The 13,990-nt window shown below is 43.7% G+C and carries 19 protein-coding genes; 15 read left to right on the top strand and 4 right to left on the bottom strand.

Translation table 11 applies throughout. The features are described from left to right. Together ACEYV4_RS06735 and ACEYV4_RS06730 are read left to right on the top strand one after the other, a co-directional pair. Positions 1-432: PTS glucose transporter subunit IIA (locus ACEYV4_RS06735; RefSeq protein WP_373842575.1), on the top strand; the 432-nt coding region annotated here is incomplete at its 5' end. Positions 433-447: 15 nt separating this feature from the next. Then, the gene (locus ACEYV4_RS06730; RefSeq protein ID WP_373842574.1) at positions 448-2,457 is read left to right on the top strand and encodes a beta-galactosidase; all 2,010 of its coding nucleotides are present in this window, start codon (positions 448-450) and stop codon (positions 2,455-2,457) included. A gap of 66 nt (positions 2,458-2,523) precedes the next feature. Here the strand turns inward: ACEYV4_RS06730 and ACEYV4_RS06725 are convergent, their stop codons facing one another. Continuing rightward, the gene (locus ACEYV4_RS06725) at positions 2,524-3,042 is read right to left on the bottom strand and encodes a hypothetical protein (protein WP_373842573.1); all 519 of its coding nucleotides are present in this window, start codon (positions 3,040-3,042) and stop codon (positions 2,524-2,526) included. A gap of 322 nt (positions 3,043-3,364) precedes the next feature. Here ACEYV4_RS06725 and ACEYV4_RS06720 point away from each other — a divergent pair, with 322 nt between their 5' ends. The 5 genes from ACEYV4_RS06720 to ACEYV4_RS06700 all read left to right on the top strand — a co-directional run bounded on the left by ACEYV4_RS06720 (position 3,365) and on the right by ACEYV4_RS06700 (position 5,147). Next, positions 3,365-3,634: an SDR family NAD(P)-dependent oxidoreductase gene (locus ACEYV4_RS06720; RefSeq protein WP_373842572.1), complete on the top strand. Its 270-nt coding sequence runs from the start codon at positions 3,365-3,367 to the stop codon at positions 3,632-3,634. A gap of 47 nt (positions 3,635-3,681) precedes the next feature. Then, positions 3,682-3,846, top strand: a complete 165-nt coding sequence (locus ACEYV4_RS06715) for an SDR family NAD(P)-dependent oxidoreductase (RefSeq protein ID WP_373842571.1) — start codon at positions 3,682-3,684, stop codon at positions 3,844-3,846. Positions 3,847-3,877: 31 nt separating this feature from the next. Further along, on the top strand, positions 3,878-4,045 hold the full coding sequence (locus ACEYV4_RS06710) for a hypothetical protein (RefSeq protein ID WP_373842570.1): 168 nt from the start codon (positions 3,878-3,880) through the stop codon (positions 4,043-4,045). Positions 4,046-4,548: 503 nt separating this feature from the next. Beyond that, the gene (locus tag ACEYV4_RS06705; RefSeq protein ID WP_373842569.1) at positions 4,549-4,839 is read left to right on the top strand and encodes a type II toxin-antitoxin system RelB/DinJ family antitoxin; all 291 of its coding nucleotides are present in this window, start codon (positions 4,549-4,551) and stop codon (positions 4,837-4,839) included. Continuing rightward, the gene (locus tag ACEYV4_RS06700) at positions 4,839-5,147 is read left to right on the top strand and encodes a type II toxin-antitoxin system mRNA interferase toxin, RelE/StbE family (RefSeq protein WP_373842568.1); all 309 of its coding nucleotides are present in this window, start codon (positions 4,839-4,841) and stop codon (positions 5,145-5,147) included. The genes ACEYV4_RS06705 and ACEYV4_RS06700 overlap by 1 nt, the downstream gene beginning before the upstream one ends. Before the next feature lie 359 nt (positions 5,148-5,506). Here the strand turns inward: ACEYV4_RS06700 and ACEYV4_RS06695 are convergent, their stop codons facing one another. Beyond that, complete coding sequence (locus tag ACEYV4_RS06695) at positions 5,507-6,274, bottom strand: sulfite exporter TauE/SafE family protein (protein WP_373842567.1); 768 nt, start codon at positions 6,272-6,274, stop codon at positions 5,507-5,509. 149 nt (positions 6,275-6,423) lie between these two features. On the opposite strand from ACEYV4_RS06695, the gene ACEYV4_RS06690 reads away from it, so the two are divergent. Both ACEYV4_RS06690 and ACEYV4_RS06685 read left to right on the top strand, forming a co-directional pair. Beyond that, positions 6,424-6,864: a MarR family winged helix-turn-helix transcriptional regulator gene (locus ACEYV4_RS06690; RefSeq protein WP_373842566.1), complete on the top strand. Its 441-nt coding sequence runs from the start codon at positions 6,424-6,426 to the stop codon at positions 6,862-6,864. A 1-nt stretch (position 6,865) separates the two neighbouring features. After that, positions 6,866-7,315, top strand: a complete 450-nt coding sequence (locus ACEYV4_RS06685; protein WP_373842565.1) for a GNAT family N-acetyltransferase — start codon at positions 6,866-6,868, stop codon at positions 7,313-7,315. A 92-nt stretch (positions 7,316-7,407) separates the two neighbouring features. Here the strand turns inward: ACEYV4_RS06685 and ACEYV4_RS06680 are convergent, their stop codons facing one another. Next, the gene (locus tag ACEYV4_RS06680) at positions 7,408-8,274 is read right to left on the bottom strand and encodes an alpha/beta hydrolase (protein ID WP_373842564.1); all 867 of its coding nucleotides are present in this window, start codon (positions 8,272-8,274) and stop codon (positions 7,408-7,410) included. A gap of 175 nt (positions 8,275-8,449) precedes the next feature. Between ACEYV4_RS06680 and ACEYV4_RS06675 the strand changes: the two genes are divergently transcribed. The 3 genes from ACEYV4_RS06675 (at position 8,450) to ACEYV4_RS06665 (ending at position 11,236) form a co-directional block, all read left to right on the top strand. Further along, positions 8,450-9,331 carry a LysR family transcriptional regulator gene (locus tag ACEYV4_RS06675; RefSeq protein WP_373842563.1) on the top strand — a complete coding sequence of 294 codons (882 nt, stop codon included), beginning with the start codon at positions 8,450-8,452 and terminating at the stop codon, positions 9,329-9,331. A gap of 110 nt (positions 9,332-9,441) precedes the next feature. Further along, positions 9,442-9,855 carry a MarR family winged helix-turn-helix transcriptional regulator gene (locus tag ACEYV4_RS06670; RefSeq protein WP_373842562.1) on the top strand — a complete coding sequence of 138 codons (414 nt, stop codon included), beginning with the start codon at positions 9,442-9,444 and terminating at the stop codon, positions 9,853-9,855. Position 9,856: 1 nt separating this feature from the next. Continuing rightward, the gene (locus tag ACEYV4_RS06665; protein WP_373842561.1) at positions 9,857-11,236 is read left to right on the top strand and encodes an MFS transporter; all 1,380 of its coding nucleotides are present in this window, start codon (positions 9,857-9,859) and stop codon (positions 11,234-11,236) included. 45 nt (positions 11,237-11,281) lie between these two features. Here ACEYV4_RS06665 and ACEYV4_RS06660 read toward each other — a convergent pair whose 3' ends face one another. After that, entirely contained in the window at positions 11,282-12,616 is a 1,335-nt protein-coding gene (locus ACEYV4_RS06660; protein ID WP_373842560.1) for an NAD(P)/FAD-dependent oxidoreductase, read from the bottom strand. A 244-nt stretch (positions 12,617-12,860) separates the two neighbouring features. On the opposite strand from ACEYV4_RS06660, the gene ACEYV4_RS06655 reads away from it, so the two are divergent. From ACEYV4_RS06655 to ACEYV4_RS06645, 3 genes are all read left to right on the top strand, one after another. Further along, the gene (locus ACEYV4_RS06655) at positions 12,861-13,100 is read left to right on the top strand and encodes a cytochrome b5 domain-containing protein (protein WP_373842559.1); all 240 of its coding nucleotides are present in this window, start codon (positions 12,861-12,863) and stop codon (positions 13,098-13,100) included. A gap of 190 nt (positions 13,101-13,290) precedes the next feature. After that, positions 13,291-13,581 carry a hypothetical protein gene (locus tag ACEYV4_RS06650; protein ID WP_373842558.1) on the top strand — a complete coding sequence of 97 codons (291 nt, stop codon included), beginning with the start codon at positions 13,291-13,293 and terminating at the stop codon, positions 13,579-13,581. 52 nt (positions 13,582-13,633) lie between these two features. After that, a partial coding sequence (locus ACEYV4_RS06645; protein ID WP_373842557.1) for an OsmC family protein occupies positions 13,634-13,990 on the top strand: 357 nt, incomplete at its 3' end.

The raw sequence follows: 13,990 nt of genomic DNA, 5'->3' as shown, positions 1-13,990 counted from the left end.
TCTGGTCAGGTAAAGGAAATGAAGGATGTCCTAGATGTCGATGGTCGGCCGTTCCCTGGCACTGGTTTTGCCATTGAACCAAGTGAAGGGAAGATCTATGCTCCGTTTGATGGCCAGATTAACTTTACCTTTGGCACTCGCCACGCCTTCGGAATAACTTCCGACCAAGGACTGGGCATGGTTATTCACATTGGAATTGGTACCGTTAATATGCGGGGTAAGGGCTTCAATGCTCATTACACTGATGGTGAGAAAGTCAAGCGTGGTCAGCTGCTCTTTGACTTTGACCGCGATCTGATTAAGAATGCCGGATATCAAGATATTATCGTGAACTTCTTTACAGAGCCACGCCGCGTTATTGCTATGAAGAATTTGAAACCTGGTCAGCATGTCCAACACGGTGATCCAGTATTAGACGTTGATTTTAAGTGAGGAGAGTGTTTTTTGATGAAGAAAAGAATCCCCGATTTCTTATACGGTGGTGATTACAATCCAGAACAATGGCCGGAAAACACTTGGAAAGACGATATCAAGATTTTCAAGCAGGCAGACATTAATTCCGCCACCGTCAACGTTTTTTCCTGGTCACTATTGGAACCACGAGAAGGGGAATATGATTTTTCTAAACTAGACAAGATCATTGATAATCTCTCGGCGGCTAACTTTAACATTGTTTTAGCAACCTCAACCGCGGCTATGCCAGCCTGGATGTTTAAGAAATATCCAGATGTTGCCCGGGTTGACTACCAAGGTCGTCGCCACGTCTTTGGGGCCCGTCATAATTTCTGCCCCTCTAGTGATAACTATCGTCGGCTTGCCCGTGAACTGGTCTTAAAGTTAGCGCAACGTTATCATAGTAATCCGCATGTTGTCGCCTGGCACGTTAACAACGAGTACGGGGGTAATTGCTACTGTGACAACTGTGCCCGGGCTTTTCGCAAGTGGCTGAAGAATCGCTACCAGACCCTTGAGGCCTTAAATGCAGCCTGGGACATGAATGTTTGGTCTCATACTATCCATGACTGGGACGAAATTGTGGTTCCAAATGAACTCGGGGATGCCTGGGGACCAGAAGGCACGGAAACAACTGTCGCCGGCTTATCAGTAGACTACTTACGTTTCCAGTCTGATCAAATGCTGGACCTCTTTAAAATGGAAAAGAAGATAATTGAGCAGTATTCGCCCAATATTCCAGTGACAACCAATTTTCATAGTTTACCAAATAAGATGATTGATTATCAGAAATGGGCCAAGGAGCAGGATATTATTTCCTACGATAGTTATCCAGCTTATAATATGCCAACCTACCACCCGGCTTTCCTTTACGACTTGATGCGAACGCTTAAGCATCAGCCATTCATGCTTATGGAATCGACACCATCCCAGGTTAACTGGCAACCCTACAGCCCCCTGAAGCGACCGGGGCAGATGCGAGCTACTGAATTTCAAGCAGTTGCGCATGGAGCGGATACGGTTCAGTTCTTCCAGCTTAAGCAGGCCCGCGGTGGCTCCGAAAAGTTTCACGGAGCGGTAATTGCTCACTCCGGTCGAACCGATACGCGAGCCTTCAAAGAAGTCGCTCAATTGGGGCATGATTTAAAGCGCGTTGGTCGAACAATTCAGCATTCGACAACGCCGGCTAAGGTAGCCTTAGTCTTTGACTGGAATAACTTCTGGTCCTTTGAGTATGTTGATGGGATCACCCAGGATCTGAAGTATGTTCCGCTGATTCTGGATTATTACCGTCAGTTCTATGAACGTAATATTCCAGTCGATGTGATCAGCGTTGACGATGACTTCAGCCAATATGACCTAGTAGTCGCTCCAGTTCTTTACATGGTAAAACCCGGTTTAAGTCAGAAGATTAACAAGTATGTGCAGACCGGTGGGCATTTTGTCACCACCTTCATGTCAGGCATGGTTGGCCCGTCTGACAATATTTACCTGGGCGGCTATCCAGGACCACTGAAAGACGTTACTGGTGTTTGGGTTGAAGAGAGCGATGCCGTTTTGCCCGGCCAGAGTGTCAAAGTCAAGATTGGCGATCAAGATTATGATGCTCACCTAATGTGTGATCTTATTCATCCCCAGGGTGCGAACGTGCTAGCAAGCTACGATAGTGAATTTTACGCTGGTACTGCGGCATTCACCGAAAATCAATATGGCCTTGGGACTGCTTGGTACATTGGGAGTCGGCTTGAACACGCCGGCCTCAGCAAGCTGATTGACTATATCATCAGGGTCGCCAATATTCACTCACTGATTCCTAAACAGACACCGTTGGAGATTACCAAACGTGTCACCACTGATGGCCGGGAACTCTACTTTGTTTTGAATATGAGTAATGCTGAACACTTCTTGCCGAAAAGCTTGGCCAATTACCATGACTTGTTGACAGGTAAGCAGGCAGCGCCGAAGCTGAATGGCTGGGGCGTCGAGCTTCTTTCCAAGAACTAACGATAACTTACACATTGATTCCTCTTATAATAAAAAGCAGCGGCAACGATTATCAAATGGTGATCGTTATCGCTGTTTTTTTTGATATTTGGCAGGGGCTAGTTTGAACTGGACCGTGGAGGGGACCTTAGCACTGGTCGGATAAGAAATCGTAAAACCGTGTTTATTGACGGCAACCTTGCCAGTAATTGATTTATTGATCAATTGATTATGGATGATAACTCTGTGATTGCCTTTCACAGTGAAGCCTTGACGACTGGCGGCATGGTTGAGCGCGGCTGGCTGAGTTAAATAATGATGGATTAATTGCGGCGCTCGGCGTTCTGCTGTAGTAGCTTGGTTGTCAACGATTAGATCCCCATTGGCATCAAAATCTTCCACGGCCACATAAGCAACATGACCGTGAGCATTGAAGAAAGCCAATTGGTGTTTAGTTTGGTAGGCTGTGGCGTTGATGTAAGTGACGGCATACACCTGGTTGCGTGGCTGCTGGAACTTAGCAGCTTGGCTGGGTAAACCGACAATGATCATCAGTATGAAGGTTGTTAGTAAGGTAAGCCACCACCGTAAATAAGATCTTTGCATTGATGTTTTCTCCCCTGGAATTAGTGAATATGGTTATTATGAGCTATTATTGTGCGTACCGAAAATTAGGCATTGTACAAAAAAGCCTCTCGTTGCTTGCACTAGCGGGAGGCTTTTTTGGTTGAAATCTGGTGAACTTCCAAGATTTATTCCGTTTATATTATAGCATTCTTTTCCTAGTTACTAGATGCTAATGGCCTTTTTGCTTAATTATGATGTTGCACTTAGATTGTAAATCCGGGAATAATTAATTTCCTATAATCTTGCTTGACCTAAACCACGGTTTAAGTAATAGACTGATAATTGGAAGAAAGTTCTGTATATGGCAAATATGAATGGCAAAGTAGCAATTATTACTGGTGCTTCATCTGGCTTTGGTAAGGGTACTGCTTTAGCGTTTGCTAAGGAAGGTTGTAATTTAGTTTTGAATGCTCGTCATGAAAATAACTTGAAAAAAGTGGCAGATGAGTGTACCCAATTTGGCGTCAAAGTAGTTTATCAAACTGGAGATGCCGCAGATGAACAGGTTGCTAGGCAAACAGTTCAACTAGCTCTTAATACTTTTGGACGAATTGACGAATTGATGTTTTAGATAATAATGCTGGAATTGGAGTAAAGAAAACTATTGTAAATACCACAATGGATGAATTTGATCGTATTATGAGGACTAATGTACGTAGCGCATATGTCTTTACTAAATATGTGGTTCCGACAATGATTAAACAGCACGATGGTCAGGTTATTATGACTTCTTCTATTACCGGAACAATTGGCCAAGCTGGGGGTGTCAGCTTATACATGTAGTAAATTTGCTTTACGTGGACTCGGCCAAGCAATGGAGCAAGAATTGTTACCTCTGGGAATTAGAACAACGGTATTTTTACCTCATGCAGGAGCAACTAACTTTGAGATTGGAGCTGGACGGACAAAACAAGGTGTTGAACATTCTGATTATCTATCTGCTGAAGACGTAGGAATAGCTTTGGTTAATGTTTGTGAATAGCCTAAACATGCCTGGGTTGTAGAACTTAAATTAGCTTCTTTGGCGGATTTATGGCCTGGACTAACTAGATACATCCCTGACGACTACCCAGAAATTAATAAAAACACTAAAACTGGTTTTTAATGCCGAGGTATTGGAATTAACCTTTTTAACAGTGGTTAATCAACAGGGGACATTTGCTGTCAACAATGCTCTTAAAAATGTTGCAATGACATTAGCTAATACTGTTTCTTGGATTGTTTATGCTATTAAAGCGCCAATTTATTGGTTTTACGTACTGCTTTTGATAGTTGCTAACACTTAGGGCCTATTATTGTTTGCCATGTTCCTGGGAGATTGATGGAAATCATAGTTGGAATTGGTTCACTAATCCTAACTATTTTGCATTCCCAGAAGCTTGATCATTGATGACCGAGTAGTTCACTAATCTAGTATGGGGCTGGTTACTGTATGTTAATTGTATGTTATAATAATATACAATTAGTTAGGAAAGGGTGATAGTTATGTCTACAAGTCCAACTACTATTCGTCTTGATGATCACTTAAAAAATCAATTAAATAAAGCTTTAAAGCCTATGGGTCTTAGTATTAACGCATATTTTAATATGGCTGCTCGACAATTAGTTATTCAAAGAAAGGTACCTTTTGAAATTCTTACTAAAAAGGAAGTGCCAACCAAAACTACACAAAAAGCACTTGTAGAAGCAGAAGCCAAAGAGCTTGGCATTATTCCTGATGATTCTCCAGAATTTGATAATGTCAATGATCTTAAAAAGTATTTGGATAAAGAATGATGTATTTATTAAAACCTGAACCGCAGTTTAAAAAAGATTATTTAAAATTGAAACATACTCATCCTGAATTAATACCAGATTTAATGAATACACTTAATCAACTGCATTTTAATGGTATAGTCAATGATTCATATCATCCACATATTCTTAATAATCGTGGTGGTAATTATAATGGCAATTACGAATATCATTTGTCTGATGGTAAGGTTGATATATTGGTAATATATAGGCCTCACAAAACTAATCCGCGAATACGATTAGTAAGAGTGGGTAGCCATGATGAATTATTTCATCAAGCTTTAAAATAGATTTAATTTTGCGCATAAAAAAAGGGCGCCTTTTCAGGTACCCTGCCGGCTCGGATAAGTAATCAGCTGATCCAATTTGCACACCAGCATCACTATATTTGTAACTATATTATAACTGATTATCTAATATGATACAATGATAAAGCACACCAGAACATCTTAATCATGTGTTCAATCTGTGTGTGGGGAGGAGGTTCTTCCCAACGCATTGCATCATTATATTTGTATTGTTGCCGCTCTCAAAAAGGTAACTGAAAAAGCTGATTAAGCTTATCATTAAGCTGCTAAAGCACTTGCTTTAACATTTCAGCAGAACAATAAATCAGCGTCTGTTGCGTACGGCAGGCGTTTTTTAATATTTAGAAATATGCTTGTTTGAAGTAAATTAGTGCCTGGGTCACGGCTAAGATGGCAATAATCCAGCGCACCATTTTTGCCGGTATGTATCGGACGACAATTGGCCCCAAATAACCGCCAACAAACATTCCGACGGCCATCGGAAGTGCATCTAGCCAATAAATACGGGATGCAAAACCGTAAATTATTAGAGCTACTAAGTTGGTAAAGCCGCACACCGCATTCTTTACGGCGTTTGTTACCAAAAAGTTCTGTTCCATTAAATAAGTCAAGAGAACTAAAACAACAATCCCGCTGGCAGCGCCAAAGTAGCCCGCGTAAATACCAGTAAGTACTAAAGCAAGCAAGTATAGGCTCTTTTGCCAAAGTGGTCGCTTGCGTCCCGGATGTGGAGTGTGTTTACCGGAAATTAAGATCATCGCACCCGCAATGAGGATGAAGAAGGGGACAACACGTTCAAAGACTTTCCCGGGGAAGGCTAGCAGTAAACAACAGCCAATTACGGAACCAATGACAGTGAAAATTGCGTATTTCAACACTTGATGCCAATGACCATGCAATTCTTTCAAAGAAGCCAAGACCGCACCGAGACTATTCCAGATTAATGCCGCGTCATTCGTAACGTTTGCGTAGACCGGTGCAACTCCCACGCTGAGCAGCAATGGATAAGAAGCTAGCGATGCAAAAGAAGCTGCCGAGGAAAGGATTCCTGCAACAATGCCGCCTAAGATCAGATAAATTATTGTTCCTAGTGATGGGACCGTCCACATTTTTGATTAATCTTCTTTCTAAATTTTATTACTTCACGAATTCAGTACCGTACGGTTATTATATGATTTTTAATACTTTTTTACGAATATAGTGGATAAATGCAACTACTTTAATTATAATAGTCACAATTGATTAAGGAGGGACCGCGATGCTAACAGAGGAACAGATTAACCGGATTCGGGCGTTTAATCGGCATTATACTCAAGTCTTAGGAGTCTTAAACAAACGAACCTTCGATACGAATCTGACTTGGCCGGAGGGGCGGATCTTGTTAGAGGTTGGGATTAACCACCTTGCGACTCCAATGGCGGTCGCTAACCGACTCCAGCTTGATAAAAGCTATGCTAGTCGGATCATTAAGCGACTAACTGACAAAGGCCTGATTGCTAAACGGCCATCACCGACCGATTCGCGGTCAATCAACATTAGCTTAACCGACCAGGGTTGGCACGTGTTTGATGATATTAATCAAAAGTCAAATTTGTTGATTGAGGGCTTGATCAGTGACCTTTCGGCAAAGAAACAGGACCAGTACTGGAAAAGCATCATGACGATTAATCGATTGATTTTCAAGAACGGAGGCAAGTAAGATGTGGCAGGTAAAGAAGTTTGACGAATTAACAACTAAGGAACTCTACGCGATTCTTCAGCTACGGACGGCCGTTTTTGTGGTAGCTCAAAAGCGGATTTACCAAGAAATTGATGGTCGGGACCTACGTGCCTTGCACATTTTCAAAACGGGCCAAAACGGTAAAATTGTTGCTTATGCCCGGGTATTTCTGTTAGATGATGGACAAACGGTTTCCTTTGGCCGAGTGGTTACCAGTAAGGCTGTCCGCGGTCAAGGTGTTGGTGGCCAGCTTCTCAACCAGGTAATGACCACGATTAAGAAGTACTATCCTGATCGGCCAATCGCCATTGAGTCTCAGCAACAGGTACAGGGATTCTACCGGCGGGTTGGCTTTGTTAGTCAAGGGAAACCATTTATCTATAAGTCGACACCGCACGTCAAAATGGTACATGCCCCATTGTGGGATTAATTTTTTGAATAATAGTGGACAAAATCCACTAAAATAAGGAATGAAGAACCTATCACTTTATACACATGATGGGTCCCTTTTGGATGATGTGGTTATTTAGCCCAGAGAAAATTAATTAATTCGCGATTAACCTGGGCGTTGTTGTGCAACTTGCTGTGCTGAGCGTTTTTACCATGAATCTCGACTTCACGGTAGGACTTGGCTCGCGGAGTTACGAGGTACTTGAGCGTCTTGGCAGAGTTAACCGGAACATCCCCGTCGGAATGGGAGCCATCACCCTTATCACCGTAAATGTTTAGTACCCGGGTATTGGTTGGGAAGGTTCGGTGGAGGTCGGTTAACTCCTTAAATCCTGGATCTTCACGTTTAGGTTTACCGGTGCGGGGGTTGACATTGCCAGTGGCCACGCTTTGACCGATGAAACCGTTGTAATGGCCAGCGATGGCAACTAGGTGATCCACCCGTGGCAGCCGGTGGTTATGACGATTGTCGTTGATGTAGTTGATGATTTCTAGGTTACCCATTGAATGGCCGACCAGATTGATAGCTTGGTAATGATGTTGGTGTTCTAAGGCGAGGACAACGTTTTTAACATAGGTGCCACCGTGATGATAGCCTTGAGCGTAGTTGTTTTGATAGTGGCTGAGCTTATTGTCGGCTAGATTGACTTCGACGATCGGGTTAACTGCGTGCGCCGGAATGGTTTGGTTGAAACTAACTTGACCATTTCTAGCAACATTAGCTCGAACAATCGTATTAGTTACCCCAGCGTTACGAGCAGCATCGGCCATTTTTTCTTCGGCGTGAGCGCTACTGCCCCAGCCGTGGACGAAGATGGTTGGGGTTGGGGACTGGACAAACTGTTTGGCGGCTCGTGCCTGTTGCCAGGTATTAAATGAAAAAAGAGCGGCAAGGCCGACGATGAGCACGCCAAAAGCAATTAATAATTGATGACGCATTAGGTGAAACACTTCCTTTAGTGTCCAATTTTAGGAGCTTATGATTAGATGTAAAATGCTTAAGTCAATTAGGTTGTTATGCTTTGCGAGTATTGTTAATATTAGCTTAACAGCTTATGATAGTGTTATATTAATTAGCTAATTATACATTTAGGTTATACTAAGGAAGTAAACAATGGATATTCGTGTATTACGTTATTTTGTTAGTATCGTTGATGAAGGTAATATTTCCAATGCGGCCCAAAAGCTACATGTTTCCCAGCCAACCCTTTCCCGGCAGATCAAAGAATTGGAAGAAGCACTTGGGGTAACGCTTTTTGAACGTGGCCACCGTCGAATTAAACTAACTCAAGAAGGTGCCTATTTGTTTGAACGCGCACGAGAAGTGATTACCCTGGTAGATCGAACGACTTATCACCTGCAAGCACGGGATATGGTTAGTGGAACCCTTGAGATAGGAGCTGGTGAGAGTGATGCCCTCGCTCCGGTGATGGATGCCTTAGCCAGCATCATGCGAGAATACACGGAAGTGCGGGTCAATCTCGTGAGTGGGGATGCCAAACTGATTCGGTGGAAATTGGATCGCGGAATCCTAGACTTTGGGGTCGTCATGGGGCATGAGGATCTCACCAACTATGAATCTTTAGCCTTACCAACTCAGAATCATTGGGGTGTTTTGATGAGCCAGCATGATCCTTTAACCGCTAAAAAAGTCGTGCAACCTGCCGACTTGGTTAAGCGGCCACTTCTGACCTCAATTCAGTCTCGTCACCAAGATACTTTTCGTGACTGGGCTGGTGATTTGATTAATCAGTATCATTTTGCGGGAAATTATAACCTGCTTTATAATGCGGGCCTGCTGGTAAAAACCGGTGCTTGCTTAGCACTGACCTATGCTGGTCTAGTAACGACAAACGCAGAAAGTGGCTTAGTCTTTCGCCCGTTAAGCCCAACAATGATGGATGAAAATAATTTGATCTGGGCCCAGGATCGGCCCCTTCCCAACGTTGCCCAGCTTTTTTTAAAACGGCTTCGACACCGATTAGCAAATAATTAACAGTTAATTCCTCGGGATTATTTCCCGGGGAATTTTTTGCTGTTGACTAATTGAAAGATTGCCATATAATTGTTTGTTAGACAGCTAACAAAAAAGAGGGTGACACTTTAATGAAGAACATTGGGCAATTAATCAAAAGTGCCATGAATACTATCAATAACGACCTGAACCGTTTTGCCAATCAGTATGGATTAACTGGAACCCAGATGGCGATAATTGATTTTATTAACCGTCACTCCACCCATACGGTGAATCAACATGCCCTTGAGGTTGAATTTAACGTCCGGCGTTCCACGATCACAGTGATCCTGAAACGGATGAGCGATCATCAATTGGTGAAGCGCTTCGGTTCATCAACCGATCGTCGTCAAAAGGTTGTTCAATTGACTGCGAAGGGTGAGAAACTGGCACCAATTGTGCAGAGCTATATTCAACATCATGACCAACACCTGTTGGACGGTTACAGTGTTGATCAGGTTCAACTGTTTCGTCGAATGCTAATACACATTAGTAGGGGGGAATAAAATGACAACTGCTGAAAAAATTCCACGTAAAGTGATTGCAGCCGTAATTGCTACCGGGTTGATGTCTTTTTGTGGGGTGATCGTCGAAACCTCGATGAATGTCACCTTTCCGATCTTAATGCGGGAATACCATATTAGTACTGATACCGTGCAGTGGATGACGTCTATTTACCTGTTGGTCGTGGCCATTGTGGTGCCGATGTCGGCGGTTTTAAAGGCATCCTTTAAGACTAAGACGCTCTTCACGGTGGCCAACCTGTTTTTCATCACCGGAGTAGTGATCGATGCCTGTGCGCTTTCGTTTCCCATGCTTTTGTTAGGACGAGCTATTCAGGGCTTCGGTACCGGGATCGCCCTGCCGTTAATGTTTAATATCATCATGGAACAGGTGCCAACATCGAAATTAGGTTTAATGATGGGTATTGGTAACCTGATCACTGGGATTGCTCCGGCTATTGGCCCAACTTTTGGTGGCATCGTGGCTAGTCGTTTGAACTGGCGGTGGGTCTTCTATATTTTGATCCCGTTTCTGATTCTTTCGTTTTGCTTGGGGCAGTGGGGAATCCTGCAGAAGTCACCGATTAGGAAGCAACGACTAGATATGTTGAGTATGCTGCTAATCGTGGCGCTCTTTACCGGGTTCGTCAACGGCTGTAGCAACCTGAGCAGTCGACCATTTCTGAGCTGGAGTGTTGGTGGCTCGCTTTTACTAGGCTTGTTAGGGATGATCGGTTTGATTTGGCGATCATTAACGATTGCCCAACCGGTTTTGAAACTCTCACTGTTCGGTAACCATTCCTTTGCGGGGCACGTTTTAGGGTTCTTTTTAACCCAAATTATTTCATTGGGTTTTGCTTTTCTGTTGCCTAACTATATTCAATTAGTCAATGGTAACGATTCGATGATCGCCGGCTTAATTGTCCTGCCGGCGGGCTTCGCAGGGGCCATCTTCGCTCCGCTGGGTGGTCGAATCCTAGACCGTTTTGGGGCCCGTAAGCCGATCCTGTTTGGAATGACGTTGTGCTTGTTATCATTGGTGACCTTTACTATGATCAGTCGCCACATGGATAACTTTTGGATTAGCTTTGTTTACATCTTCTACATGGCTGGTATGGGCATGTGCATGGGAAGCGTCATGACCGATGCCCTGAAGGTGGTTGGCTCACAAAATAGCACCCAGGGGAACGCTATTATGAACACCCTGCAGCAATTTGCCGGAGCGATCGGGACTTCGGTTGTAGCCACTATTGTTGCGGCTAGCCAGTTAGGTATGCATACCGCTCAGGCCATTTCGACGGCGGTTGGAACCCAGCATGCCTTTATCCTGTTGACCATTCTTTGTCTGGTAACCCTATTCTCTTACCACCGTTATGTTGACTAGTTAAAAATAAACGGCTGAGAAGGATTGCTTTCTCAGCCGTTTGTTTTAGTTTTTCAGTAATCCACTGATTTTATCGGCTAAGGCCGGATAAATAGGCAAGACATTCTGTTGCCAGTCATGGTGGTTGACGTGCAGGCCGATAACGGGGACGAGGTTGTTGATGTCATCAGCGGCGGTGGCACCAATCTCACTAGCCCCGACAAGGCGGTGCTCCTGATCGTAAACAACAGTCAATTTAGCATCCTGTTCGTTAAGTCCGGCGTAGAAACTGCCGTAAGAAAGATCGTGTTCTTCACAATGATATGCAGGATTATCATTAGCCCGATCTGGATTAACACCAACTTGGGCGATTTCCGGGAAGGCAAAAGCGGCAGTACCAATCGTTGGGTAGTGCAGGGGTGTTGTTTCACCCTGTTCAAACTGTCGGTAGAGGTAGTCGGCATCGAGTTCGGCCACCGTAGTCAATTTAGGTAAAGACTGACTGGTGATATCACCCATGGCATAAACACCGGACACATTGGTCTGAAGATGGTCGTCGACATCGATGCCCTTGCGTGAGTAATTGATACCGGCAGCTGCTAAGTCAAGCTTTTCAAGATTAGGGACCCGACCACTGGCGTCGACTACGTAATTAGTTTTTAATTGATCACCATGGTTGGTGGTTACAAGATAACCGGCTTTTGTTTGTTCAACCTTAGTAGCTTCGGTGTGGAAGTGGAACTTAAGACCCCGCTTTTTCAAGATAGCAATCATTTCTTGGGTATATTTCGTGTAGAAGCCCCGCAAAATTCGATCGGACCGAATTAGGAACTCTACTTGGGTACCAGCCGCTGCTAGAAAGGTTGCCAGTTCGATTCCTACGTAACCACCACCGATGAAAATGGCGTGGTCAGGACGGTGGGCAAGCGATAAGACGTCGGTACTATCGTGGGTATATTGCTTACCTGGGATGTTGATCTGGTGTGGTCGGTGACCAGTCGCAATGATGATCTTATCGCCCTGGTATTCTTGACCATTGACCATAATTGTGTGCGGGCTAGTGAACTTTCCGTAGCCAACTGCCACGTCACACATTTTCTCATAAATTGCCTTGGTTTCGGCTGGCCAAGCATCAAAGCGGGCCTTTTTAGTTTTCATTAATTGGTCCCAATCTAGTTGAGCCGCCTGATCAATGCCACGGCCAACTAGTTGCTGGCTGGCTAGAGCCGTGTGAACAGCACCGGAAAGAAAGATTTTGGGTTCACACCCGACGTTTGGGCAGGTGCCACCAAAAAGGCCACCCTCCACGGCCAGTAATGACTTGTCAGTCTTGGCTAGTTTTTGAGCAAGTAGGTAACCAGCCGGACCAGTTCCGAGAATAATGTAATCGTATTTTTGCATGAGTTCCACCTCCAGGGAAGTTAATTCTCCTTTATAATAAGCGATTGTGACGTTAGAAGAAAAAGATTTGCATGTTAAATGGTATGAAAATTTAAGAAAATAAAATATGCAAAAAAGGTATGCGCCGATTGGCAGGATAAGGTCTTGTATTTTCTTCGGTGGCCTTGCTAAAAATTAGTCGAAGAGGCTGACGAACCATAGGTGGGATGCTATCCTGGAGGTAGAAAAATGAAGGGGATGTTTTATGATGGTTGAAAAAACATTTACTAAGGATGAACTTGCTAAATTCAATGGCCAAAATGGTCAGCCAGCTTATGTTGCGGTAGATGGGACCGTCTATGACCTTTCGGCTAAAGCTGCTTGGCAGGGAGGCAAGCACCATGGCCATGTTGCTGGTGTCGATTTGACAGCAGCTTTGAAGAAGGCACCCCATGGAGATAAGGTACTGAAGGGATTACCAGTAGTCGGAAAGTTAACCGACTAATTAATAAAAATTAATTTCAAAATAAAGGCCACCTGGTCGATGATTTAATCATCAGCCGGGTGGCTTTTGTTATGTTTAGCTATCTTCCTCAAAAATTCTTTAGTAGCTCAATCGTTTTTGAAATCATATCTTTGTCAGTTGCAGGCGACTACCATAAAAATGTAGATGATTGAGATAGGAGGAATTTTTAATGGCGGTTAAAGCATATTTACAAATTACGATGGTAGTTCCAGAAAAGAACCGGGCTGCCGCAGCCAAAGTTTACAACGATTATCGTCAACCATTCCTAGACACGATCCCGGGTGCTGAAACCAAGCAATTGCTGGTTCGGGATGAAGATGTTCAAGTCATGCACGGTTTTGATAGTGTTGAACACGCTCAGGCTTACCTGAGATCCGATATGTTTACCAAACATGTTTTTCCGGGCCTAAAGCCAACCTGGACAGGGGATCCAGATGTTCGAATTTATACTGTAGCTTAATTAAAGTCATTAAAATGTAAGCGCTTATAGCCATTAATAAGGAGAGGTTATTATGAAGGAATATTATGCAGCAGCCCGTAAGACTGCAAAAAGGTTACAAGTTGACGTACATTCTCATGGTCAACACTATACCATTGATGAACCAAAAAATGGTGGTGGCTCGAATACCGGAATGAATCCAGTGGAATTAGAATTGAGTACACTCGGAGCTTCACTTCAAGCTACGGCGGCTAAACTGGCTCCCCAAAAGAACTTTCATTATGATAAATTAACCATTAATCTTGAAGGTGACCTTGATCCCCGGGGCTTCATGGGTAATGCAAAGATTCGAAATGGTTTCCAAGAAATTCGGGTGACAATGACTTTTAAGACTAACGCTTCTCAAAAGGACTGTGCTGCCTTTGCGGAG

The sequence above is a fragment of the Limosilactobacillus sp. genome (assembly GCF_041859915.1).
GTDB lineage: Bacteria > Bacillota > Bacilli > Lactobacillales > Lactobacillaceae > Limosilactobacillus.
This window is presented reverse-complemented; position numbering and strand designations above follow the sequence as displayed.

Bases quoted from the DNA above. Each gene is read 5' to 3' on its own strand.
- ACEYV4_RS06730 (WP_373842574.1), top strand. From the start codon at position 448: ATGAAGAAAAGAATCCCCGATTTCTTATACGGTGGTGATTACAATCCA.
- ACEYV4_RS06725 (WP_373842573.1), bottom strand. From the start codon at position 3,042: ATGCAAAGATCTTATTTACGGTGGTGGCTTACCTTACTAACAACCTTC.
- ACEYV4_RS06720 (WP_373842572.1), top strand. From the start codon at position 3,365: ATGGCAAATATGAATGGCAAAGTAGCAATTATTACTGGTGCTTCATCT.
- ACEYV4_RS06715 (WP_373842571.1), top strand. From the start codon at position 3,682: ATGGATGAATTTGATCGTATTATGAGGACTAATGTACGTAGCGCATAT.
- ACEYV4_RS06710 (WP_373842570.1), top strand. From the start codon at position 3,878: ATGGAGCAAGAATTGTTACCTCTGGGAATTAGAACAACGGTATTTTTA.
- ACEYV4_RS06705 (WP_373842569.1), top strand. From the start codon at position 4,549: ATGTCTACAAGTCCAACTACTATTCGTCTTGATGATCACTTAAAAAAT.
- ACEYV4_RS06700 (WP_373842568.1), top strand. From the start codon at position 4,839: ATGTATTTATTAAAACCTGAACCGCAGTTTAAAAAAGATTATTTAAAA.
- ACEYV4_RS06695 (WP_373842567.1), bottom strand. From the start codon at position 6,274: ATGTGGACGGTCCCATCACTAGGAACAATAATTTATCTGATCTTAGGC.
- ACEYV4_RS06690 (WP_373842566.1), top strand. From the start codon at position 6,424: ATGCTAACAGAGGAACAGATTAACCGGATTCGGGCGTTTAATCGGCAT.
- ACEYV4_RS06685 (WP_373842565.1), top strand. From the start codon at position 6,866: ATGTGGCAGGTAAAGAAGTTTGACGAATTAACAACTAAGGAACTCTAC.
- ACEYV4_RS06680 (WP_373842564.1), bottom strand. From the start codon at position 8,274: ATGCGTCATCAATTATTAATTGCTTTTGGCGTGCTCATCGTCGGCCTT.
- ACEYV4_RS06675 (WP_373842563.1), top strand. From the start codon at position 8,450: ATGGATATTCGTGTATTACGTTATTTTGTTAGTATCGTTGATGAAGGT.
- ACEYV4_RS06670 (WP_373842562.1), top strand. From the start codon at position 9,442: ATGAAGAACATTGGGCAATTAATCAAAAGTGCCATGAATACTATCAAT.
- ACEYV4_RS06665 (WP_373842561.1), top strand. From the start codon at position 9,857: ATGACAACTGCTGAAAAAATTCCACGTAAAGTGATTGCAGCCGTAATT.
- ACEYV4_RS06660 (WP_373842560.1), bottom strand. From the start codon at position 12,616: ATGCAAAAATACGATTACATTATTCTCGGAACTGGTCCGGCTGGTTAC.
- ACEYV4_RS06655 (WP_373842559.1), top strand. From the start codon at position 12,861: ATGATGGTTGAAAAAACATTTACTAAGGATGAACTTGCTAAATTCAAT.
- ACEYV4_RS06650 (WP_373842558.1), top strand. From the start codon at position 13,291: ATGGCGGTTAAAGCATATTTACAAATTACGATGGTAGTTCCAGAAAAG.